The sequence below is a fragment of the Sediminivirga luteola genome, from assembly GCF_014639315.1.
Lineage (GTDB): Bacteria > Actinomycetota > Actinomycetes > Actinomycetales > Brevibacteriaceae > Sediminivirga > Sediminivirga luteola.
The window spans coordinates 164,540-179,800 of record NZ_BMFY01000001.1 but is presented as its reverse complement, the minus strand read 5'-3'; the positions used below and the strand labels follow the sequence as shown (position 1 = coordinate 179,800).

The 15,261-nt window shown below is 70.8% G+C and carries 14 protein-coding genes; 8 read left to right on the top strand and 6 right to left on the bottom strand.

The features are described 5' to 3' along the window. Window positions 1–4: 4 nt before the first annotated feature. Both IEW13_RS00810 and IEW13_RS00805 read left to right on the top strand, forming a co-directional pair. Complete coding sequence (locus IEW13_RS00810) at window positions 5–349, top strand: hypothetical protein (protein WP_229744840.1); 345 nt, start codon at window positions 5–7, stop codon at window positions 347–349. An 88-nt stretch (window positions 350–437) separates the two neighbouring features. Then, window positions 438–1,208, top strand: a complete 771-nt coding sequence (locus IEW13_RS00805) for an AAA family ATPase (RefSeq protein ID WP_229744839.1) — start codon at window positions 438–440, stop codon at window positions 1,206–1,208. 139 nt (window positions 1,209–1,347) lie between these two features. Here IEW13_RS00805 and hutI read toward each other — a convergent pair whose 3' ends face one another. The 5 genes from hutI to IEW13_RS00780 all read right to left on the bottom strand — a co-directional run bounded on the left by hutI (window position 1,348) and on the right by IEW13_RS00780 (window position 8,489). Beyond that, entirely contained in the window at window positions 1,348–2,535 is a 1,188-nt protein-coding gene (gene hutI, locus IEW13_RS00800; RefSeq protein WP_188549019.1) for an imidazolonepropionase, read from the bottom strand. 61 nt (window positions 2,536–2,596) lie between these two features. Further along, a complete protein-coding gene (locus IEW13_RS00795) occupies window positions 2,597–3,880 on the bottom strand; it encodes a formimidoylglutamate deiminase (protein WP_188549018.1) in 1,284 nt (427 codons plus the stop codon). Beyond that, window positions 3,877–5,151: an allantoate amidohydrolase gene (locus tag IEW13_RS00790; RefSeq protein WP_188549017.1), complete on the bottom strand. Its 1,275-nt coding sequence runs from the start codon at window positions 5,149–5,151 to the stop codon at window positions 3,877–3,879. The genes IEW13_RS00795 and IEW13_RS00790 overlap by 4 nt, the downstream gene beginning before the upstream one ends. 47 nt (window positions 5,152–5,198) lie before the next feature. Then, complete coding sequence (hutU, locus tag IEW13_RS00785; protein WP_188549016.1) at window positions 5,199–6,890, bottom strand: urocanate hydratase; 1,692 nt, start codon at window positions 6,888–6,890, stop codon at window positions 5,199–5,201. 117 nt (window positions 6,891–7,007) lie between these two features. Beyond that, complete coding sequence (locus tag IEW13_RS00780) at window positions 7,008–8,489, bottom strand: aromatic amino acid lyase (protein WP_188549015.1); 1,482 nt, start codon at window positions 8,487–8,489, stop codon at window positions 7,008–7,010. A gap of 153 nt (window positions 8,490–8,642) precedes the next feature. On the opposite strand from IEW13_RS00780, the gene IEW13_RS00775 reads away from it, so the two are divergent. The 6 genes from IEW13_RS00775 to hutH all read left to right on the top strand — a co-directional run bounded on the left by IEW13_RS00775 (window position 8,643) and on the right by hutH (window position 14,484). After that, the gene (locus IEW13_RS00775; RefSeq protein WP_188549014.1) at window positions 8,643–9,326 is read left to right on the top strand and encodes an IclR family transcriptional regulator; all 684 of its coding nucleotides are present in this window, start codon (window positions 8,643–8,645) and stop codon (window positions 9,324–9,326) included. Then, window positions 9,323–10,453 (top strand): ABC transporter ATP-binding protein, encoded by a 1,131-nt coding sequence (locus IEW13_RS00770; RefSeq protein ID WP_188549013.1) that lies wholly within the window; start codon window positions 9,323–9,325, stop codon window positions 10,451–10,453. The genes IEW13_RS00775 and IEW13_RS00770 overlap by 4 nt, the downstream gene beginning before the upstream one ends. Continuing rightward, complete coding sequence (locus tag IEW13_RS00765) at window positions 10,450–11,100, top strand: ABC transporter permease (protein WP_188549012.1); 651 nt, start codon at window positions 10,450–10,452, stop codon at window positions 11,098–11,100. Before IEW13_RS00770 ends, IEW13_RS00765 begins: the two co-directional genes overlap by 4 nt. Next, window positions 11,097–11,816: an ABC transporter permease gene (locus IEW13_RS00760; protein ID WP_229744838.1), complete on the top strand. Its 720-nt coding sequence runs from the start codon at window positions 11,097–11,099 to the stop codon at window positions 11,814–11,816. The genes IEW13_RS00765 and IEW13_RS00760 overlap by 4 nt, the downstream gene beginning before the upstream one ends. A 65-nt stretch (window positions 11,817–11,881) precedes the next feature. Further along, window positions 11,882–12,790, top strand: a complete 909-nt coding sequence (locus tag IEW13_RS00755) for an ABC transporter substrate-binding protein (RefSeq protein WP_188549011.1) — start codon at window positions 11,882–11,884, stop codon at window positions 12,788–12,790. Between the two features lie 131 nt (window positions 12,791–12,921). Next, window positions 12,922–14,484: a histidine ammonia-lyase gene (gene hutH, locus IEW13_RS00750; RefSeq protein ID WP_188549010.1), complete on the top strand. Its 1,563-nt coding sequence runs from the start codon at window positions 12,922–12,924 to the stop codon at window positions 14,482–14,484. 43 nt (window positions 14,485–14,527) lie between these two features. On the opposite strand, the gene IEW13_RS00745 is transcribed toward hutH, so the two are convergent. Beyond that, window positions 14,528–15,196 (bottom strand): TetR/AcrR family transcriptional regulator, encoded by a 669-nt coding sequence (locus IEW13_RS00745; protein ID WP_188549009.1) that lies wholly within the window; start codon window positions 15,194–15,196, stop codon window positions 14,528–14,530. Window positions 15,197–15,261 lie beyond the last annotated feature (65 nt).

Here is a 15,261-nt window from a genome sequence, read left to right as displayed (position 1 = left end):
GCCCATGACGACCGGTTCCGCCTCCGACCAGCTCCGCCAGCAGGTGCCCGCAGCGGTGCTCCGCGTGATCGAGCACGGTTCCGGCGCGCCGGATCCCGAACTGCTAGCGGGCTTCACTGCTGGGGCCGTGGTGCAGGACGACGGCCGCACCCACAGCGGCCGGGCGGCCATCGCCTCCTGGCTGGCCGAGGCCTCCACCGCCTTCGACTACACGTCCACGCTCATCGGCTACCAGCCGGGAAGGGCGGCGGTGCGGATCGAGGGGAACTTCCCCGGAGGCGTGGCCGATCTGACCTACGCCTTCGATCTCGATGAGGACGGAAGGATCACCAGGCTCACCATCGGATGAGCCGCACCGGCCACGCACGCATCCGTTCACCCGCCCGCCGGAAACACGTCACTGACGCTGTCAGGGGGCACGGCTAGACTCTGCGGCGATGAACGAGGACGACTGGCTGAGCGACGACCGTCCCATCCGTCGCGTGCACATGTACCGGAACGGCGGTGGCGGTGGTGGTCGCGGTGATGGCAAATGGCTGTTCTCGATCCCGGCCATCGCGCAGTTCATCGAGACCGCACGCGACGGCGGCTGGGAGTTCCGGCCCGGCGTGACGTTCCTGGTCGGTGAGAACGGTTCGGGGAAGTCCACTCTCATCGAGGGCGTGGCCGAGGCCTTCGGCTTGCCGCCGGAGGGTGGCAGCATCAACGGCGGCACCACCACCCGGCGCACCGAATCACCGCTGGGCAGCTGGCTGTGGATCGAACGCAGCCCTGCCGCGCACCGGTGGGGCTTCTTCCTCCGGGCCGAGACCATGCACGGCTACTACACCTATCTGGAGGACCTCGGCGGACCGGGGCCGGAACTGCACCGGCTCAGTCACGGCGAATCGTTCAACGCCCTGCTCGACGACAAGCTCGACCACCACCAGTTCGTCACCGGTCTGGCCTGCCTGGACGAGCCGGAAGCGGGACTGTCCTTCTCCTCCTGCCTGCGCTGGCTCGCCGGGCTGGACCGGATGCGCTCGCGCGGCACCCAGGTCATCTGCGCGACGCACTCGCCGATGCTCGCCTCACTGCCGGGCGCGACGATCCTCGAACTCGGGGAATGGGGCATCCGCGAGACCACCTGGGAGGATCTGGAACTGGTGCAGCAGCACCGCAACTACCTCGCGGCGCCCGAACGCTACCTGCGGCACCTGCTGGACTGATCCGGGCAGCCCGGGCGCAGACCGTCCCGCTGATGTCGTCCTTACGACCTCCCTGCGCCCGTACGTCGTCAGCCTCCCCGCCCGGGCAGCGATGACATACCGCAGGCGGCAGAACGGTATACGAACGCCCCGGGAGGATTCAGACGATGCGCTTTCCCGCCCTCCAGACGGCATGGGTCAGGGGCATGCCCGGCCGGTAGGCGAGGTGGATCGCCGCTGGGGCCTGCAGCAGATGCAGATCGGCGCGCTTGCCGACCTCGATGGACCCCACCTCGTCCTGGGCACGCAAGGCCAGGGCACCACCGTAGGTGCCGGCGCGGACGGCCTCATCCAGGCTCAGGCCCATCTGCAGCACGGCGGTGCCCACGCAGAAGTTCATCGAGGTGGTGTAGCTGGTGCCGGGGTTGCAGTTGGAGGCCAGTGCGACCTCGACGCCGGCGTCCAGCAGCAGCCGGCCCGGCGCCAGAGGTTCCCGGGTGGACAGATCGCAGGCAGGCAGGCACGTCGCCACCGTGCCCGGTTCCCCCTCCGCCGAGTCCCGGTCCCAGCCCGTCCAGCTCCCGGCGAGGGCATCGACATCGGCCTGCTCAAGATGGTTCACATGGTCCACGCTGGCGGCTGCCACCTCCACAGCGATCCGCACGCCCGGACCGGGACCGAGCTGATTGCCGTGCACGCGCAATCCCAAGCCCGCCTCACGGCAGGCCAGCAGCACCCGCCGGGACTGTTCCTCATCGAACGCTCCGCGCTCGCAGAACACGTCCGCCCACTGCGCGTAGGGCCGCACGGCCGCGAGCATCGGCCCGCAGACCAGGTCCGTGTATTCCCCCGCATCGGCGCCCGCCGGAACCAGATGCGCTCCCAGGAACGTCACCGCGTCCACCTCACCGGCGGCGATCCTGGCGTGGCGCGCCTCTTCCGCCACATCCAGTCCGTACCCGGTCTTGGTCTCCAGATAGGTGGTGCCACCGCGCACGGCCTCGGCGATGCGCGCTCGCAGCAGTGCGGCGAGCTGTTCATCCCCGGCCTCGCGGGTGGCGCGGGTGGTCACGTTGATGCCGCCGGCCGCATAGGACTGTCCCGCCATCCGCGCCTCGAACTCGGCGCTGCGGTCCCCGGCGAAGACCATATGGGTGTGCGAATCGACCCAGCCGGGCAGCATCGCGCGGCCTCCGGCGTCCACGCGTTCGTCCGCGGCCGGGGCCTTGGCCGCGGACCCGAGCCAGGCGATGCGGTCACCGTCGACGATGATCGCGGCGTCGTGCAGCACACGCCGCTCAGGGTCCTGTGTGGTCAGCTCGGCGATGCCGGTGATGAGAGTGGACACGGGCCGTGTCTCCTTCCTTCGGGCGCTGATCAGCGGGCGGTGGCCACAGGTGCGGCAGTGTCTAGATCCCGGATGCCGCGCCGCCGCTGGAGAGGACCTCACGGTACAGCTCTGCCGGCGGACCCAGGCGGGTGTGCACGCCGTCCCGGGCCACCTCGGTGCCGTTGATGACGACGGAGACGACGTCCGCGGCCGTCGCGGTCAGCGGCAGCTGCTCCGGCCGGCTTCCCGCGGTGCGCAGGGAACCGGTGCCGACGAGGATATGGTCGTCGTTCTCGGGCAGGCCGAGGCTGCGCAGCCCGCCTGCGCGCGCGGCGGCGCCGATCTCGTCGGGACTGAACCGGCCGCGAGTGCCGCTGCGCAGGCGTTCGCCATGCTCGAGCGCGCGCATCTCCAGATAGGGGTCGACGACGGCGTGCTGATCCGTGCCCAGGGCAATGACGGCCCCGGCGTCGGCGAGTTCGCGGGCGGGGCCGATCCCGTCGGCCAGGTCCGCCTCCGTGGTGGGGCACATGACGACGGTGACGCCGTGTTCACCCAGCAACCGGATGTCCTCCGGGCTCAGGTGCGTGGCGTGCACCGCCGAGAGCCGCGGGCCGAGCAGCCCGTGACGGGCCAGGAGCCCAGTGGGCGAGGTCCCGTAGGCCGCCTCGACGGCGGTGTTCTCCGCCGGCTGCTCGGACAGGTGGATGTGCAGCGGCTCCTCCGGGTGTTCACGCGCCCAGGCCGCCAGCGGCTCCAGCGCTTCCTCGGGAACCGCGCGCAACGAGTGGAACGCAGCACCGAGGGTGACCAGCCCGCTGCCGCCGTCCTCCTCCGCCAGGGCGGCGACCAGGCTCTCCCAGCGGGTGATCCAGCCGTCCGCATCGCGGTCGGAGAATCGCCGCTGGGTATCGTTCAGCGGCAGGCGCGCGCCCCTGGAGTCCAGCCCGCCGCTGAGGTAGCAGGTGTCCAGCAGGGTGAGCCGGATGCCCGCGGCGACGGCTGCGCGGGCCAGAGCACGCTCCATATCGTGACCGGGGTACGGCTGCCCGCCCGGGCGGTGGTGCAGGTAGTGGAACTCGCCGACGGCGCTGAATCCGGTCACGACCATTTCCGCGAACACGGCGGTGGCGAGCTTCTCGTACTCCTCGGGGGTCAGGGCCGCCGCGGCGTCGTACATCTGCTCCCGCCAGACCCAGAAGTCCCCGGCGCCCGACGTCGACCTGCCGGATCCGCCGGTGCCGGCGAGACCTGTGCCGGGGACTGCCGCGGCGTGGGTCCGGCCGCGCAGGATCCGGTGGAATGCGTGCGAATGGGCGTTGACCGGGGCGGGCACCCGGATGAGGCCGCCATCGCCGGTCACAGCAGCGCCTCCAGGGCGTCCGCGAGCGCCAGCACTCCGGCATCGGCGTCCGAGGGTTCCACGTGCTCCTCCGGCGAATGGCTGATGCCGGACGGGTTCCGCACGAAGAGCATCCCGGAGGGCACTGCCGAAGCCAGCACCCCGGCATCGTGCCCGGCGCCGGTGTCCAGGACCGGTGCCCGGGGCGTGCCGCGGCGGACCGCGTCCTGGAGTGCCCGGGTGAGATCGGGCGTGAAATGCACGGTCCGGGAGTAGGACTCCTCCGTCATGGTCATGGTGCAGCCCTCCGCAGCGGCGAGCTCCCGCGCGCGCCGGTGGATCTCCTCGACGAGCGCCGCGGTCACCGCATCGTCCGGATGACGTACGTCCAGCCACAGGTCCACCCGGGAGGCGATGACATTGGTGCCGCCGGGTACCGGCTCGACGCGGCCGACGGTCCCGCGAGCGCCCTCGCGCGCGGCGGCGGCCTGCTTGACCGCCAGGACGATCTGGGCGGCGGCGACCATCGGATCGGCGCGGTCGGTCATCAGCGTGGTCCCGGCGTGGTTGCCCTGGCCGTGGACGCTGAGCCGCCAGCGGCCGTGTCCCAGGATGGAGGACCCCACCGCGACCGGCGGCTGAGCGCCGTCCGGGGCAGTGAACCCGGGCGTATTGAGGCCCCTTCCCTGCTCGACGTGCAGTTCGACGAAGTCACCGATGAGGCGCATCGTGTCCGGGTCGTGGCCGACCAGCGCCGGGTCCAGGCCGTTCTTCCGGATCGCCTCCCCGAAGGTGATGCCCTCGGCGTCGGTGAGGTTCAGCGCCCGCTCCGGTGCGATGGCCCCGGTGAGCAGACGCGAGCCCAGGCAGGCGACGCCGAAGCGGGAGCCTTCCTCCTCGGGGAAGACGCTGATGGCCAGCGGGCGCCGGCGTTTGAGCGCGCCCGTCGTCTCCCGCTGCTTGAGCAGGTCCACGGCCGCCAGTGCGGAGGCCACGCCGAGGGGTCCGTCGAAGGCACCGCCGCCCGGTACGGAGTCCAGATGCGAGCCGGTGACGAGCGCGCCCTGGCGAGGCGCGACACCGCCACCGGCCAGGGGCAGATCCCACCAGGCCCAGATGATGCCGTTGCGGTCGGTGCGGACGTCCAGCCGTCGTGCCTGCGCCTCGGCGACGAACCACTCGCGCAGCGTCAGCTCCGCGTCCGAGTAGACCGGACGGCTGTAGCCGCCCCGTTTCGGATCGGTGCCGATGTCCGCGATGGCGGACATCAGCGCGTTCACATCGGTGCTCATCACGGTCTCCTCATGGCGTCACCCGGACGGGCCACTGGGGGTTGCGTTCAGGCCTTGGGGTTCATCGGGATGCGGACTCCGCGCTCCACGGCGACCTCCTGCGCCTTCTCGTAGCCGGCGTCGACGTGGCGGATGACGCCCATGGCCGGGTCGTTGGTCAGCAGCGCCTCCAGCTTGGCCGCGGCCAGTTCGGTACCGTCGGCGACGCCGACCTGGCCGGCGTGGATGGACCGCCCGATGCCGACGCCGCCGCCGTGGTGGATGGAGACCCAGGTGGCGCCGGAGCTGGCGGCGGTCAGCGCGTTCAGCAGCGGCCAGTCGGCGATGGCGTCGGAGCCGTCCAGCATCGCTTCGGTCTCCCGGTAGGGAGAGGCCACGGAGCCGGAGTCCAGATGGTCGCGGCCGATGACGATGGGCGCGGACACCTTGCCCTCGGCGACGAGACGGTTGAACAGCAGCCCGGCCTTGTGCCGGTCGCCGTAGCCGAGCCAGCAGATCCGGGCGGGCAGGCCCTCGAACTCCACGTATTCCGCGGCGGCGTCGATCCAGCGGTGCAGGTGCTCGTTCTCGGGGAAGAGCTCTTTGATCGCCTCGTCGGTGACGCGGATGTCCTCCGGATCGCCGGAGAGCGCCACCCAGCGGAACGGGCCCAGGCCTTCGCAGAAGAGCGGGCGGATATAGGCCGGGACGAAGCCGGGGAAGTCGAAAGCGCGGTCGTAGCCGGCGGCGCGGGCCTCGTCGCGGATGGAGTTGCCGTAGTCGAAGACCTCGGCCCCGGCGTCCTGGAACCCCACCATCGCCTCGACGTGACGCGCCATGGATTCGCGGGCCTTCTTGGTGAAGCCCTCCGGGTCGTCCGCGGCGGCGTCCTGCCATTCATCGACGGTGTGCTCGACGGGCAGGTAGGAGAGCGGGTCGTGGGCGCTGGTCTGGTCGGTGACGATGTCGAACTCGACCTCGCCCGCCCGGTGCCGCCGCAGCAGCTCGGGGAACACCTCGGCGGCGTTGCCGACGTACCCCACCGAGAGGGCGCGCTTGTCGTTCTTCGCGGCGACGACCTTGGCCAGGGCGGTGTCCAGGTCCGTTTCGACCTCGTCCAGGTAGCGCTTGGAACGGCGGCGCTTCAGCCGGTCCTCGGACACGTCGACGATGAGCACCGCGCCGCCGTTGAGGGTCACGGCCAGGGGCTGCGCCCCGCCCATGCCGCCGCAGCCGCCGGTGAGGGTGAGGGTGCCGGCGAGGGTGCCGCCGAACCGCTTGCGCCCGATGGCCGCGAAGGTCTCGAAGGTGCCCTGGAGGATGCCCTGGGTGGCGATGTAGATCCAGGATCCGGCCGTCATCTGGCCGTACATCATCAGCCCTTCGGCCTCCAGCTTGCGGAATTCGGGCCAGGTGGCCCAGTCCCCCACCAGATTGGAGTTGGCGAGCAGTACGCGCGGTGCCCAGCGGTTGGTGCGCAGCACGCCGACGGGCTTGCCGGACTGCACCAGGAGGGTCTCGTCCTCTTCCAGGTCCTTCAGGGTCGCGACGATGGCGTCGTAGGCCTCCCAGCTGCGCGCCGCCCGCCCGGTGCCGCCGTAGACCACCAGGTCCTCGGGGCGCTCGGCGACCTCCGGGTCGAGGTTGTTCATGAGCATGCGCAGCGGCGCCTCGGTCTGCCAGGACTTGGCACTGATCTCAGTGCCGCGGGGAGCCCGGATGGTCCGGGAGGGATCGTGCTGCGTGAAGCCGGCGGGCATGGGCGCTCCTTGTGCATTCAATGGCAGATGAGTTTCATACATTGAAACGTGAATTCCGCCCGGTGGCAAGAGTGCGCGGCATCGGGCTCCGGCCGGCGTTGAAGGACACGGGCAGCATCAGAGCATCACCGCGAGCTCCGCCAGCAGCTCCTGCGCCTTCTCCATCTCCGGCCTGAGGTCGTGGTCCTCGTCCACGACCGGCAGCGCCTCGCGCAACCGGGCCGCCACGGCGTCGAGCCGGCCGGGCATGGCGGTTCCCTGCTGATGGGCCGCCCGGTGCGCCGAGAGCAGCTCGACCGCGAGCAGGGGCCGGTAGTGCCGGACGGCCCGCTCGAGCTGGACGACCGCCTGGCTAGCGAAGCTCGCGTCCTCCTCCGCCCCGCGCGAGAGCACCACGGAGCCCAGCGATGCCGGCTGCGCGGCGTTGCGCAGTTCCGCCGCCGCGGCCGCGGCGATGTACTCGGTCATCATGTGCCCGGAGGACCCGGCGGGCCCGGTCGCCAGGAACGGCCGGCCGCCGTTGAACATCGGATCGTGGAGCATCGCGATGCGCGCCAGCACCAGGGGCGCGCTCTGGGCCAGCCCGAGGTTCAGCGCATCCACCGCAAGCCCCAGCGCCACCTGGTGGAAGTTTCCGTGGTGCACCACGCGCGAGTGGCGGAAGTCGAAGAGCGGGTTCTCCTGACCTGCCGAGGCGAGCCGCTCCACGCGGACGCGGAGATCGTCCATCGCCGCGACGACCGCGGCCTGGGAGGGCACATAGGCACGGAAGCCGAACGGATCCTGGACCCGGGCCGGATAGGGGATCCGGCCCGTGAGCAGCCGCATCTCGCGCGCCACCCGGACCGCGCCGGGTGCGGCGCATGCCTGCGCGGCGGCCTCGGAGAACGCCTGGGTGTTGGCGCGGACGGCCCGGGCGGACAGCGCGGCGATCACGCGCCCCGCCCGGTCCAGGCGGCGCAGTTCCTCCAGGGCCAGCACCGCGCGGGCCAGGGTGAGGGCGCTGCTGCTCATGAACGGCAAAGCGCTTTCCATGCCGAACGGTGCGAGCGGCTCGAACGGGACCGCCGTCGGGCGCTCGCCGGTCAGCGCCAGAGCGGTCCCGGCCAGGGCAGCGAGGTCCGCCGTCCCGATGCTGCCGAGTTCGCGCAGTTCCGGCAGGGCCCCGGTCCGCAGCATCCGCTCCAGGCCGGCCACGATCCTCGGTTCGATGCCGCTCTTGCCGCGCGCCAGCTGGGACAGGCGGATGGCGAGCATCGCGCGGACCGTGGGAGCGGGGATGACGGCACCGGCGTCGGCGGCGTGACTGCGCAGCAACCGCATGCCATGCTCGGTGTCGCGCGGGTCCACCGCCGTCAGCCGGTTCGCGCCGACCCCGGTGGAGCGCCCGTAGACGGCCCGGCGCTCGCTGATGGCCGCCGCCTGAAGGCAGGCCCGCTCCAAGGCGGGCAGGACATGCGGGGCGAGCGCCACCGGTGCGCCGCCGGCCACGCGGACGATCTGCTCGGCGCGCAACGGCCCTCCGCCGATCTCGACGACTGAGCTCGAATCGTGCCCGGGGCGGGAAATCACCGCCGAGGTATTGCCTTGGTCTTGCATGACGGATAGTCTGCCTGACTATCGACAATTTCACTAGATGGCCCTCGCATTTTACTTAGTGGAAACATTTGCGGCATTGTGCCGCGTATCACCACACAAATGCGCAGGCCACCGGTGAACTGCCGAGACGATACCCGATCGAGAGGATGATCTGTGGCCGAAGCATCGACCCGCACCGTGGAGCGCGCGCTCGGGCTCGTCGCCGCCGTCTGCGAGCGCGGGAACGCGAGCCTGGCGGAAGCGGCGAGGGACGTCGGCCTGCCCGCCAGCACGGCGCTGAGGCTGATGCGCACCCTGGAGAACGCCAGCTTCCTCCGCCGGGACGAGGACGGCACCTACCGGGCCGGGAGCAGGCTCATCCAGCTGGGGGCCCGCGCGTTCAGCAAGGAGATGCTGGTCTCCCTGTGCCGGCGGCCGATGGAGGACGTGGTCGAACTGACCGGCGAGTCGGTGTACCTCAGCATCGAAGGGCATCACGAGACGGCGCTCTACATCGCCATCGTCGAAGGCACCCATTCGGTCCGCCACACCAACTGGGTCGGCAGGACCATCCCGCTGGAGACCTCGGCGGCCGGACGGGTGCTCCGGGACGCGGTCCCGGAGGCCGGATACGTCGTCGTGGAGAGCACGGTGGAATCCGATGTCACCGCGATCTCGGCACCGATCCGCGCGGGAGAACGGGTGGTCGCGGCGCTGAGCATCCTGGTGCCCACCTACCGGGTGGACGACGTCAAGGCGGCACGCTTCGGACAGCTCCTGCTCGAAGCCGCGCGGGAGGTCTCCCACGGCCTGGGAGAAGGCAGCGGAGCCGGCGACGACAAGGAGAGCTCGCGATGATCGTGTTCGACCACGTCTCGAAGACCTACCCGGACGGCACCATGGCCGTCGAGGATCTGAGCTTCACCGCCCCCAACGGGAAGATCACGGTGCTGGTCGGGCCCAGCGGCTGCGGCAAGACCACCTCCATGCGGATGATCAACCGGCTGATCGACCCGACGTCCGGCACGATCACCCTCGACGGCCAGCCCACCGCCGGCATCGACAAGGTGGAGCTGCGCCGGAAGATCGGCTACGTCATCCAGAACGCCGGGCTGTTCCCCCACCGCACCGTCGTCGACAACGTCGCCGCCCTGCCCCGACTGCTCGGCGAGAGGAAGCAGGACGCGCGGGACCGGGCGCGCCAGCTCCTGAACCTGGTCGGGCTCGACGAGAGCTTCGCCCGCAAATATCCCTGGCAGCTCTCCGGCGGACAGCAGCAACGCGTCGGCGTCGCCCGCGCCCTGGCGACGGACCCGCCGTTCCTGCTGATGGACGAGCCCTTCAGCGCCGTCGACCCCATCGTGCGGGCCCAGCTGCAGGACGAGTTCCTCAAGCTGCAGGAGACCATCGGCAAGACCATCGTCATGGTCACCCACGACATCGACGAGGCGCTCATCCTCGGTGACCAGATCGCGGTGCTGCGCCAGGGCGGACGCCTCGCCCAGATCGCCTCACCGGAGGAACTGCTGCGCGCCCCGGCGGACAGGTTCGTCGCCGACTTCGTCGGGACCTCCCGCGGTTACCGGTCCCTCGGGTTCATCCACGCCGACGAGCAGCTCACCGTCCGGCACACGCCGGCCGCGCCTCTCGGCAGTTCCGCGGCCGCCCTTCCTCCCGGCTCGGACGGCTGGCTGGTCGCCGTGGACGAGCAGGCCCGCCCGCTGGGCTGGATCCACCGGGAGCGCATCGGCGAGGTCGTCACGGCCGAGGCCGTCGATCACGCCGGGTCCATCGCCGCCGAGGACGCCCCGCTGCGCGATCTGCTCGACGCGGCGCTGTCCAGTCCCAGCGGCGACGGGATCGTGGCCGGGGCCGACGGCGGCTACCTGGGCACCGTCGGCACCAGCGACATCGTCGCCGCCATCCAGCGTTCCAAACGCGGCCGCGCGCGGCCCGCGGACGAGGAAGCCGGCGACCGGGCATGAACACCGTCTGGCTGAGCTCCAACCTCTCCTGGATCGCGGAGCTGACCTTCGCTCATCTGTGGCTGACAGTCGTGCCGACGGCGCTCGGCCTCGTCCTCGCCCTGCCGCTGGGCTGGTGGGCCCATCAGGTCCCGCGGCTCTACGGGTTCATCGTCGGGTCCTCCGGCCTGTTCTACACCGTTCCCTCCCTGGCCTTCTTCGTCCTGCTCCCGGGCATCATCGGCACCAGGATCCTGGATCCGCTGAACGTGGTGATCGCGCTGACCGTCTACACCATCGCGCTCATGGTGCGGGTCGTCGCCGACGGTCTCGCCTCCATCCCGCCGGAGACCGTCCAGGCCGCCGAGGCGATGGGATACCGGGCGTTCCAGCGGTTCGTCCTGGTGCAGCTTCCCGTCGCCGTCCCCGTCATCCTCGGCGGCCTGCGGGTCGCGGTGGTCTCGAACATCAGCATCGTGACGATGGCGGCGATCATCGGCGTCCAGCAGCTCGGGTCGCTGTTCACCCAGGGGTACTCGCTCGGGCTCATGACGCCCATCGTCACCGGCATCGTGCTGTGCCTGGCGATCGCCGTCGTCCTCGACCTGCTCATCCTGTGGGCCTCGCGCGCCCTCACCCCGTGGCGACCCAAGGAGGTGGCGGCATGAGCGGCCTGGTCGAGTTCTTCGCCGATCCGGCGAACTGGAGCGGCAGCACCGGCATCCCGATGCGGGTCTGGTACCACCTGATGTATTCCCTGATCGCACTCGGCATCGCCCTGGTCATCGCGGTGCCGCTGGGCATCTACGTGGGTCACACCGGCCGTGGAGAGGCCAGCGTGGCGGGGATCGCGAACTCGCTCCGGGCGCTGCCGACGCTCGGCCTGCTGATCGTCGTGGTGATGCTCGCCGCGCCGCTGTTCAGCAGTTCCCTGGTCTTCACCGCGCCGGCCATCCTGGTCCTGGTCCTGCTGGCCGTCCCGCCCATCCTGACGGGCACCTACACCGGCATCCAGTCCGCGGACCGCAGTGCCGTCGACGCCGCCCGCGGCATGGGCTATAAGCCGTCGCAGGTGCTGCTGCACGTCCAGCTGCCCTGCGCGCTCCCCCTCATCATCTCCGGCATCCGGGGCGCGATGCTGCAGATCGTCTCCACCGCGACCGTCGCCGCCTACGTCTCGCTCAACGGCCTGGGCCGCTACATCATCGACGGGCGCGCCAACAGCGACTTCGGCCAGATGGCCGCCGGCGCCGCCCTGGTCGCGCTGGTGGCCCTCGCGCTGGAACTGGCGTTCCTGCTCATCGGCCGGCTGGTCGTCTCCCCGGGCCTGCGCAGATCCGTACGCCGCACCCGGATGCCGGGTGCCGTCGAACCGGCGGCCTGATCCCGGTTCCCCCTTCACCACACACCGCACCGCACACCGACACCACACACCTTGAGGAGCACATCATGAGAACGCGATCCTTCACCGCTCTGGCAGCGGCGGGAATCCTGGCACTGTCGGCCTGCGGGGGCGATCCGCTCGCCGATGACGGCGGCGGGAACGACGCCGGTTCCGGCGCCGTCGCGATCGGCTCCGCGGACTTCCCCGAGAGCCAGCTGATCGCCACCATCTACTCCCTCGCCCTGCAGGACGCCGGGGTCGAGGTCTCCGAGAACTTCAACATCGGCAGCCGCGAGGTGTACATCGCCGCGGTACAGGACGGCTCGATCGATCTGGTGCCCGACTACGCCGGCGCCCTGATGATGCACCTGGACTCCTCCTCGGACGCCTCCGAGACCGATGAGGTGCTCGCCGCGCTCGACGAGCTGCTTCCCCCGGAGGGCCTGACCCGCCTGGAGGCCGCGGAGGCGGAGAACCGCAACGTCCTGGCCGTGACCCAGGAGACCGCGGCGGACTACGGCCTGGAGACCTTCTCGGATCTGGAGCCGCACGCCTCGGAACTCGTGCTCGGCGGGCCGCCGGAATGGATCGACCGCTACAACGGGGTGGTCGGCCTGGAGGAGGTGTACGGCCTGCACTTCCAGGACTTCCAGGTGCTCGACGCCGGAGGCCCGCTCACCCTGACCGCGGTGACCACCGGGCAGATCGACGTGGCCAACCTGTTCAGCAGCGATCCCCAGGTGGAGGCCAACGACCTGGTGGTCCTGGAGGACGACCGCTCGCTGTTCGCCGCGGAGAACATCGTCCCCATCCTCTCCGAGGGCACCGTCACGCCGGAGATCGAGGAGGCGCTCAACGCCGTCTCCGCCGTGCTGACCACGGAGGACCTCATGGCGATGAACCAGCGGGCCTCGGAAGGTGAGAACATCGGTTCGATCGCGGAGGACTGGCTGAGCAGCAACGGCCTGGTCTGACCGCGCCGGCGACGGGACCGGGGCCTTGCGGACACCTCCGCGAGGTCCCGGTCCGACGATTCTGATCCCCGCAGTTTGACCCGGTTCACCCCCGCAGCTTGACCCGAATGAAACGAGAAAGGCGACCGCTCATGCCGTCCACCGTCACCCTCACCACCGCTCCGCTCACGGCCGGGGAGGTCGTGGACATCGCCCGCCGGGATGCGGCGGTGGAGATCGGCGCGGAGGCCCTGCGGGCGATGGCGGAGTCCCGCGCGATCATCGACGCCCTGGCCGAGGACACCGTTCCGCACTACGGGGTCTCCACCGGCTTCGGGGCGCTGGCCACCAAGCAGATCCCGCACGAGCAGCGCGCGCAGCTCCAGCGCTCCCTCATCCGCTCGCATGCGGCCTCCTCGGGGCGGCCGGTGGACCGCGAGGTGGTGCGGGCCCTGATGGTCAACCGGCTGGCCACCATGACCACCGGGCGCACGGGGGTCCGGCCGCTCGTCGCGCAAGGTTATGCGGCGCTGCTGAACGCCGGCATCACCCCGGTCATCGGCGAGTACGGCTCCCTGGGCTGCTCGGGAGACCTGGCTCCCCTCTCTCACTGCGCCCTGGCCCTCATGGGCGAAGGCGAGGTCTTCGACCGCTCGGGTGCCCGCACCTCCGCCGGGGAGGCCCTGCGTGAAGCCGGCATCGCACCGGTCGAACTGCGGGAGAAGGAGGGCCTGGCGCTCATCAACGGCACCGACGGCATGCTGGGCATGCTGCTGATGGCCGCCGAGGACCTGGCCCGCCTGTTCACCACCGCCGACGTGGCGGCGGCGATGACCGTCGAGGCGCTGCTGGGCACGGATGCGGTCTTCGCCGAGGATCTGCACGCGCTCAGGCCGCAGCCCGGCCAGATCGAGTCGGCGGCGAACATCCGCGCGCTGCTGGCCGGTTCACCGCTGATCGCCGCGACGAAGGACGGCGAACACCGCTTCACCCGCGTGCAGGACGCGTACTCGCTGCGCTGCGCACCGCAGGTGCACGGCGCTGGCCGCGCCACCCTGGCACACGCCCGGCAGGTGGCCGACTACGAGCTGGCCTCGGCCATCGACAACCCGGTCGTCACCCCGGACGGCCGGGTGGAGTCCAATGGCAACTTCCACGGCGCGCCGGTCGGCTATGTGCTCGACTTCCTGGCCATCGCGGCGGCGGACTGCGCCTCCATCTCCGAGCGGCGTACCGATCGCATGCTGGACAAGAACCGCAGTCACGGGCTCAACCCGTTCCTCGCCGATGACCCCGGCGTGGACTCCGGCCACATGATCGCCCAGTACACGCAGGCGGGGATCGTCTCGGAGATGAAACGGCTGGCGGTCCCGGCGTCGGTGGACTCCATCCCCAGCTCGGCCATGCAGGAAGACCACGTCTCGATGGGCTGGGCCGCAGGTCTCAAGCTCCGCCGCGCGGTCGACGGGCTGCAGCGCGTGCTGGCCGTCGAGCTCCTCACCGCGGCACGGGCGCTGGACATGCGCGACGGCGGCGTGGCCGCCTCGTCCTCATCGCCCGGGGTGACCGCCGTGCGCACGCTGATCCGCGAGCACGTCGAGGGCCCGGGCACGGACCGGTTCCTGGCCCCCGAGATCGAGGCCGTGAACACGCTGGTGGCCGCCGGCAGCCTGCTGGATGCGGCATCGGCGGCGGTGGGGCAGCCACTGCGCTGAAGCCGGTTGGTTTCGCGGTGATGCACCGCCCCGGCGGTAGTCGTCACACCTCATCGGGCACCAGGCCGTCGAGGATCAGGGCGAGCCCGAACTCGAACTCGTCGCCGTAGTCATAGCCCGGCGCGAGCGCGTGCTCCATCGCGATCTCCCTCAGGTAGGGGTACCGGTCCTCCGGCAGGTCGCCGAAGATGCCCTCGGCGACATCGCCGGCCTCCTCGGCGTTCCCGAAGGGAAGCGCGACCTCCTGCAGGACGAAACCGTAGATGTAGCTGTCCAGGACGGAAACGGCGTGCGCCGCCTGCCGGATCGAGAAGCCGCCGGAGCGAAGGGAGCCGAGCACCGCATCGTGATGGCGCAAGGTGGCGTCGCCCGGGCGGCTCCGCGAATCCATCAGCCCCACTGCCCATGGATGCCGGCCGAGCGCTGCGCGCGCGGAGAACGCGCGGCGGCGCATGGCCTCTTTCCAGTGCGCTCCCGGCTCCGGCAGTTCGATCTCAGCGAAGACGGCGTCCACCATGCCGTCGAGGAGATCGTCCCTGCTGGAAACGTGATTGTAGAGCGACATCGCCTCGACGCCGAGACGCGCGCCGATGGCTCGCATGGTCGCGGCCGCCCTCCCTTTCTCCGAGGCGATCTCCATGGCGGCGGCGATGACGCGCTCACGGCTCAACGGCGTCTTCTGCCGTCCTCTCGGCTGCCGGTCGGGACTCATCGGGCCGTGCTCCTTCGCGATCTTGACCTGCTTACAGTGTAAGCCTAGGCTACTTACAGCGTAAG

What these genes read in the sequence shown, in the direction of transcription:
- IEW13_RS00770 (WP_188549013.1), top strand. Translation starts at nt 9,323, where the DNA reads ATGATCGTGTTCGACCACGTCTCGAAGACCTACCCGGACGGCACCATG.
- IEW13_RS00760 (WP_229744838.1), top strand. Translation starts at nt 11,097, where the DNA reads ATGAGCGGCCTGGTCGAGTTCTTCGCCGATCCGGCGAACTGGAGCGGC.
- IEW13_RS00755 (WP_188549011.1), top strand. Translation starts at nt 11,882, where the DNA reads ATGAGAACGCGATCCTTCACCGCTCTGGCAGCGGCGGGAATCCTGGCA.
- IEW13_RS00790 (WP_188549017.1), bottom strand. Translation starts at nt 5,151, where the DNA reads ATGAGCACCGATGTGAACGCGCTGATGTCCGCCATCGCGGACATCGGC.
- IEW13_RS00780 (WP_188549015.1), bottom strand. Translation starts at nt 8,489, where the DNA reads ATGCAAGACCAAGGCAATACCTCGGCGGTGATTTCCCGCCCCGGGCAC.
- hutH (WP_188549010.1), top strand. Translation starts at nt 12,922, where the DNA reads ATGCCGTCCACCGTCACCCTCACCACCGCTCCGCTCACGGCCGGGGAG.
- hutU (WP_188549016.1), bottom strand. Translation starts at nt 6,890, where the DNA reads ATGCCCGCCGGCTTCACGCAGCACGATCCCTCCCGGACCATCCGGGCT.
- IEW13_RS00765 (WP_188549012.1), top strand. Translation starts at nt 10,450, where the DNA reads ATGAACACCGTCTGGCTGAGCTCCAACCTCTCCTGGATCGCGGAGCTG.
- IEW13_RS00805 (WP_229744839.1), top strand. Translation starts at nt 438, where the DNA reads ATGAACGAGGACGACTGGCTGAGCGACGACCGTCCCATCCGTCGCGTG.
- IEW13_RS00810 (WP_229744840.1), top strand. Translation starts at nt 5, where the DNA reads ATGACGACCGGTTCCGCCTCCGACCAGCTCCGCCAGCAGGTGCCCGCA.
- IEW13_RS00745 (WP_188549009.1), bottom strand. Translation starts at nt 15,196, where the DNA reads ATGAGTCCCGACCGGCAGCCGAGAGGACGGCAGAAGACGCCGTTGAGC.